This is a genomic window from Pseudaeromonas pectinilytica, from assembly GCF_054780855.1.
Genome location: NZ_BAAGVN010000129.1, coordinates 20,923 through 27,465, shown reverse-complemented (window position 1 = coordinate 27,465; position 6,543 = coordinate 20,923). Strand labels below are relative to the sequence as shown.

General features: G+C 53.2%; 7 protein-coding genes. 2 read left to right on the top strand and 5 right to left on the bottom strand.

What is annotated here, in order from left to right; translation table 11 throughout:
• Positions 1-241: hypothetical protein (locus ACYVG7_RS09725; RefSeq protein WP_460882938.1), on the top strand; the 241-nt coding region annotated here is incomplete at its 5' end.
• A gap of 391 nt (positions 242-632) precedes the next feature.
• Here the strand turns inward: ACYVG7_RS09725 and rplI are convergent.
• The 5 genes from rplI to rnr form a co-directional block, all read right to left on the bottom strand.
• The gene (gene rplI / locus ACYVG7_RS09720; RefSeq protein ID WP_460882937.1) at positions 633-1,085 is read right to left on the bottom strand and encodes a 50S ribosomal protein L9; all 453 of its coding nucleotides are present in this window, start codon (positions 1,083-1,085) and stop codon (positions 633-635) included.
• Between the two features lie 41 nt (positions 1,086-1,126).
• Positions 1,127-1,357, bottom strand: coding sequence for a 30S ribosomal protein S18 (gene rpsR / locus ACYVG7_RS09715; protein ID WP_460882936.1), 231 nt, complete (start codon positions 1,355-1,357; stop codon positions 1,127-1,129).
• Positions 1,358-1,387: 30 nt separating this feature from the next.
• Complete coding sequence (rpsF, locus tag ACYVG7_RS09710) at positions 1,388-1,768, bottom strand: 30S ribosomal protein S6 (RefSeq protein ID WP_460882935.1); 381 nt, start codon at positions 1,766-1,768, stop codon at positions 1,388-1,390.
• Positions 1,769-2,008: 240 nt separating this feature from the next.
• On the bottom strand, positions 2,009-2,746 hold the full coding sequence (rlmB, locus tag ACYVG7_RS09705; protein ID WP_460882934.1) for a 23S rRNA (guanosine(2251)-2'-O)-methyltransferase RlmB: 738 nt from the start codon (positions 2,744-2,746) through the stop codon (positions 2,009-2,011).
• A 174-nt stretch (positions 2,747-2,920) separates the two neighbouring features.
• Positions 2,921-5,353 carry a ribonuclease R gene (gene rnr / locus ACYVG7_RS09700; RefSeq protein ID WP_460882933.1) on the bottom strand — a complete coding sequence of 811 codons (2,433 nt, stop codon included), beginning with the start codon at positions 5,351-5,353 and terminating at the stop codon, positions 2,921-2,923.
• Between the two features lie 145 nt (positions 5,354-5,498).
• Between rnr and ACYVG7_RS09695 the strand changes: the two genes are divergently transcribed.
• Complete coding sequence (locus ACYVG7_RS09695) at positions 5,499-6,521, top strand: GGDEF domain-containing protein (RefSeq protein WP_460882932.1); 1,023 nt, start codon at positions 5,499-5,501, stop codon at positions 6,519-6,521.
• Positions 6,522-6,543 lie beyond the last annotated feature (22 nt).

Below are 6,543 nucleotides of genomic sequence, written 5' to 3'. Positions count from 1 at the left end.
CAGTCATTGCATATCAATTTTTTTGACATCCAATTCCTGTGAGTGCCCACACAGATTGCTTGATTTGATTGTTAAAGAGCGTGGCAGGCTTGCTGCCGTGGGATGCGCATCTTACGTCACCCAGATTCAGAGTCAAGCACATTTTACCGTGTTCGCTCCGGGGCATTTCGGCCCGGCTGGCACCGCTGCAGCGTTCTCCGAAGAGTGCGTGCTTTGCCGTGTCAGCGAGGCGGCATTATAGGGACATCGAACTTTCACGCAAGCGATATTCATCAAATTATCCGCGCGCCTGAACCAACCGCGCACTAATTGCACAAAAACACTTTTATTGATGAAATATCAGGCAATTCAGGGCGATTTATTAGTCAGAGCTCACCAGTCCACCGCGGACGGGAAGTTCGAGCACGGATATATGCTAGATGACAACCGATCGGATGACTGATATTGCATACCGCATCTGAGTTAGCGCTTACTGGAACTGCTGGTTACGTCGGCATAACGGCAAGTCAGTGTTGCCACAACCATCTATATACAAGAAATGAGTCATACAAATTAAGCGTCAGCACAGATTTTTTATATAAAGAAACCCGCGACAGGCGCGGGTTTCTTTATTCCACAAACAAGGTCAACAGTTACTTGGCAGCAACTACGTTGATCTTGACGGTGGTCTTAACGTCAGCATGCAGCTGAACAGCGATTTCGTATTCGCCGGTGTAGCGCAAAGCGCCTTCTGGCATACGAACTTCGCTCTTGGCAACGGCTACACCGGCAGCAGTGATAGCATCAGCCACATCACGGGTACCGATAGAACCGAACAGCTTACCTTCGTCACCGGACTTGGACTCGATGGTCACATTTTCCAGCGCTTCAACTTGGGCAGCACGAGCTTGCGCAGCCGCCAGAACACCAGCCAATTTGGCTTCGAGTTCGGCACGGCGAGTCTCAAACACTTCCAGGTTTGCCTTGGTAGCCATTACAGCCTTGCCTTGCGGGATCAGGTAGTTACGAGCGAAACCGCTCTTCACTTCAACCGTGTCACCCAGACCGCCCAAACGAGCGATTTTATCGAGCAGAATTACTTGCATTACCTTTCCTCGGTCAATGTTGAGTTAGGCCAAACGCCAAATCACTTGTTGTGCAGATCAGTGTAAGGCAGCAGAGCCAGGTAACGGGCACGCTTGATAGCGCGGGCCAGTTGACGCTGATACTTGGCGCGAGTACCGGTGATACGGCTCGGTACGATCTTGCCAGATTCAGTAACGTAGTTCTTCAGGGTCAGAGTATCTTTGTAATCGATCTCGGTAACGCCTTCAGCGGTAAAGCGGCAAAACTTACGACGACGGAAATAACGTGCCATTTGCGGTTATCCTCTTAATAGTCTCTGGAATTACTCAGCGGCTTCAGATACGTCATCAGCGCGATCGTCACGACGACCACCTTGACGTTCTTCGCGGGCCTTAGCCATCGGAGAGGCTTCGGTCACAGCGTTCTTAGTGCGCATGATCAGATTGCGGATAACTGCATCGTTGTAACGGAAGTTAGACTCCAGTTCGTCGATAACAGCTTGCTCAGCTTCAACGTTCATCAGAACGTAGTGGGCCTTGTGCAGCTTGTCGATTGGGTAAGCCAGTTGACGGCGGCCCCAATCTTCCAAACGGTGGATCTTGCCGCCAGACTTCTCGATGGCGCCAGTATAGCGCTCGATCATGCCAGCAACTTGTTCGCTCTGGTCCGGATGAACCATGAAGACGATTTCGTAGTGACGCATGGATTGCTCCTTACGGTTTAGTAGCCCCCGTCTTGGCTCAGTCAAACCATCGAGGGCAAGGAACTTAAAAGTGTGTTTTTGACTGACTTTTGAGGCGCGGAATTGTACGCAGCGGACCCTGAGAACGCAATCAATATTTAAGCGTCTCGTATACGGGACAATGGATAACGGTTCAGAAAGTCGCCGTCATAAAAAAGGACGGCCCAGCCATCCTCTTTATTGTCATGGCAAAATAGTCCATTATCCGCGGCGTTGTCGCACCGCTTCGAACAAACAAACCCCAGTTGCCACCGAGACATTGAGGCTGGAAACTGCACCGGACATGGGAATACTGATCAGCTCATCACAGTTCTCACGAGTCAGACGACGCATCCCTGCCCCCTCGGCTCCCATCACCAGGGCCAGGGGCCCGGTGAGCTTGCTCTGGTACAAGTCATGATCCGCTTCACCGGCGGTACCGACGATCCAGACCCCGCGCTCTTGCAATTCCCGCAACGTACGCGCCAGATTGGTGACCTGAATAAAGGGGACCGTTTCTGCAGCACCGCACGCGACCTTGCGCGCCGTACCGGTCAAGGTAACCGATTTATCCCGCGGCACCACCAGCGCATGCACACCAGCCGCATCGGCATTCCGTAAACAGGCACCAAGGTTATGGGGATCGGTGACACCATCTAGGATCAGTAGGAAAGGTTGTTCCTGCTGATCCAGCAAGGCCCATAAATCTTGTTCATCATATTTTTTGCCTTCGCGAATGCGGGCAATAATGCCTTGATGAGTCGCCCCTTCGGCTTTGTCATCCAACGTCTTGCGAGTTACCAATTGAATGCTGACGCCACAGCGCTGCAATTCGTTGAGTAATGGCAGCAGGCGATCATCTTCACGCCCCTTGAGAACCCAGGCTTCAAGAAATCGTTCAGGCTGGCGCTCCAGCAAGGCGGTGACGGCATGAATGCCATAAATCAATTCGTTACTCACGTGTGGATCCTTTATGTGTTGCAGAAGCTCAATGATTCCTGAGCCTACGTCGGCCCTATTCTAGCTCAGCTCGAAGCGATAATCCTGCCTCTTACCCCACCCTCAGCGACGGGGCAATCCGCAAATGCAAAGCGCTCTATTCAGAGCGCCTTGTCTCAGCGGACAGTATGTAACTCAAGGCTTTTTCGGAGCCTTGCTGCGCTTGGGCTTACTGCGATGATTCTTTTTGGCAGCTGGCGCACTGGCTGAGGACTCTTTGCCGCCCGCTTTCCGACCGCCATTCTTGCCGTGGCCGGGCTTCTCGGCATTTTTTTGTTCTGCCTTGTTGTCTCGACGCCGCGCAGCTTTTGCTTTCTCTCCCTTGATCTCTTCGAGACGCTGGAGCTGCTGCTTGGCATCTTTTCCCTTGAACAGGAATGGATCCTCGATCAGTTGGAAATCGATCTTGCGATCATCCAGATTAACGCCCATGACCTTGACTCGAACCTTGTCACCCAAACGGTGGACACGACGGAAGTTTTCCCCAATCAGAGTCTGTCGGGCTGCATCAAACTGGTAGTAATCATTGCCTAACGAGCTGATGTGCACCAAGCCATCGATGTGCAATTCGGCAAGGCGAACAAACATCCCAAAGCCGGTAACTCCGGAAATGACCCCTTCCATCTCGTCGCCGACGTGGTCCAGCATGTACTCACACTTGAGCCAATCAGCCACATCACGGGTGGCGTCATCGGCCCGGCGCTCGGTCATCGAGCAATGTTCACCCATGGGCTCGATTTCATCGTACAGGTAGTTGTAACCACCGGTTGGCGTCCACTTATGCTTGGGATTCCCCTTCTCTTTGGCTAATTGGTACTTGATTGCGCGATGCAATAGCAGATCCGGATAACGACGGATAGGCGAGGTAAAGTGGGCGTAGGATTTCAGTGCCAATCCAAAGTGACCGACATTATCGGCGCAGTATTGTGCCTGGGACATGGACCGCAGCAACATGGTGTTGATCAGCTCCACATCCGGCCGATCCACCACCAGGGCCGCCAACTCAGCAAAATCTTTCGGCTCCGGCTCCAGGCCACCCTTGAGTTCTAGCCCCAACTCGCCCAGGAACTTACGGAAGGTGTCGAGTTTGAGTTCACCGGGCCGCTCGTGAATCCGGAACAGCGTCTCGGCTTCGCACTTCTCGATGTAGCGTGCCGCAGCGACGTTGGCCTGGATCATGCACTCTTCGATCAGCTTGTGCGCATCGTTGCGCACCAGTGGCACAATTCGTTCGATCTTGCGTTGGGCATTGAAGATGAAGCGGGTTTCGTCGCTTTCAAATTCCACTGCCCCACGTTGGTGACGCGCATGTTTTAACGCCTGATAGAGATGGTGCAGCTCCTCAATATGCCCCACCAACGGCTCATATTGCTGGCGCAATTTCGGATCACCGTCCAGGATAGCCGCCACCTTGGAATAGGTCAGACGGGCATGGGAATTCATCACCGCTTCGAAGAATTTGTAACCGGACATACGGCCGTGCTCGCTGATGGTCATCTCGCAGACCATACACAACCGATCGACCTGGGGATTCAACGAACAGAGCCCGTTGGAAAGCACCTCTGGCAGCATGGGGATGACGTTTTCCGGGAAGTAGACCGAATTACCCCGGTTATGGGCTTCGGCATCCAAAGCTTTACCATGGCGGACATAATAGGAAACATCGGCAATCGCCACCCATAACCGCCAACCGCCAGAGCGTTTGCGTTCGCAGAAAACCGCGTCATCAAAATCCCGCGCGTCTTCACCATCGATAGTCACCAACGGCAGTTGACGCAAATCGAAACGGCCGATCTTGGCCTGCTCTGGCACCTCTTCGGTCAGGGACTTGATCTCTTCAAGAACCTCGGCGGGCCAGACATGAGGAATACCATGGGTGCGGATCGCAACTTCGATCTCCAATCCCGGATCCATGTGATCGCCCAGGACTTCCAGGATTTCACCGACGGCATTCATGCGGCCAGACGGACGCTGGGTAATACGCGCCACCACCATCTGGCTTTGCCGGGCTCCCTTATTCATGCCGGGCGGGATCAGAATATCCTGACCAATACGGGTATCGTCAGGCACAACAAAGCTCACATCATTCTCGACGAAGAAGCGACCGACGATATCCATGTCCCGGGATTTCAACAAGCGAACTAGGCGAGCCTCTCGGCGCCCCCGCGGATCCAGTCCAGTCGGCTGGACCAGCACGAAGTCGCCATGCAGCAGCCGATCCATTTCACGGGGAGCAAGAAACAGATCTTCACCACCCTCTTCCGGACGCAGAAAGCCAAAACCATCCTTATGCCCCAGTACCGTCCCTTTCACCAGATTCATCTTCTCTGGCAGGGCATATGCCTTGGCACGAGTGAAAACCAGTTGGCCATCACGCTCCATGGCGCGCAACCGACGCCGCAACGCCTCTTCCTGCTCTTCACCTTGCAGCTTGAGCAGCTTCATCAAATCATCTCGGGAGACTGGAGTGCGTTGTTTCTCAATCAGCGCCAGAATGGCTTCACGGCTCGGGATGGGGTTTTCATATTTTTCGGCTTCGCGTTCGCGAAAAGGATCCGTAATGGACATAGGCGGGCCTTGTTTAAGGAAATAGGAGAAGTGTCGTGAAAAGTATAACGAAAGCCCATCACAAATAGCACGGTATGTTTCATTCCCCCCGTGCCACAGACTATGATGAGTGCAATAACGACCCTAATTGCAGTGCGAGTCGCCAATGTCCAAAGAGAATTTTACGCAAACCACCGCCTACCTGAAACAGGCGGTCCCCTTGATGATCAAGTACCAGATCCCGACAACGCCAACCAACTATGCTCTCTGGTATACCTATGTCGCACAAACCAACCCGCAATTAACGGATGCCGTTAACAAGACAATTGAGGATTCCGGAGTTTGTACTCCGTTGTCCAGCGAGTTGCTGTATCAGCAGCATGTTGCCGCCCAGACCGAGCGGAATGTCGATACCATGAAACAGAGCCTGGAGGCCATGGTCACCGAAATTAACAACAGCATGCAGGATACCCTCAGCGGCACGGGCGAGTTTCAAGCTATGCTGGACAAGAGCTTCTCCCGACTGATGAAGATCGACGATGAAGGACTGTCGATAGAAGAGACCATGTCTCTGGTTCGCGAGCTGGTGCAGGGATCGCGGAATATCAGCCTGTCGACCCGCCAGTTTCACAGTCAGCTCAGCGAGGCGGAAAAAGAGATCGCCGAGCTCAAGAGCAAGTTGGAGCAAAGCCGTGAAGAGGCCTTCCACGACTCCCTGACTGGGCTGCTGAACCGTCGTGCCTTCGATCAGGAGATCCACCATCAACTCTCGGTACAAACGCCTTTTGCTCTGATTATTCTCGATATCGACCGCTTCAAGAACATCAATGATGGTTTCGGCCATGTCTTCGGCGATCAAGTTCTCAAAGCCATTGCGCGTCGGGTCAAGGATAGCTGCAAGAGTGGCGAGCGCGCGTTCCGGATTGGCGGTGAAGAAATTGCGATCCTGTTGACTGGCCGCAATTTACTGATCGCCCGTCAATTTGCCGAATCACTGCGTCGGGCCATCGAAAAAATCAGCGTCATGGATCGCAAGAGCAGGCAACACCTCAACACCATCACTGCATCGTTTGGCGTCACCGAATATGTGGCAAACGATAATTACGAGAACATCATGCGCCGGGCCGATGAACAGCTTTATCGCGCCAAAGAGCTGGGTCGTAACCGGGTCATGCCGATGTCGCTGTAATTCATCAATCACCAGACTTGCC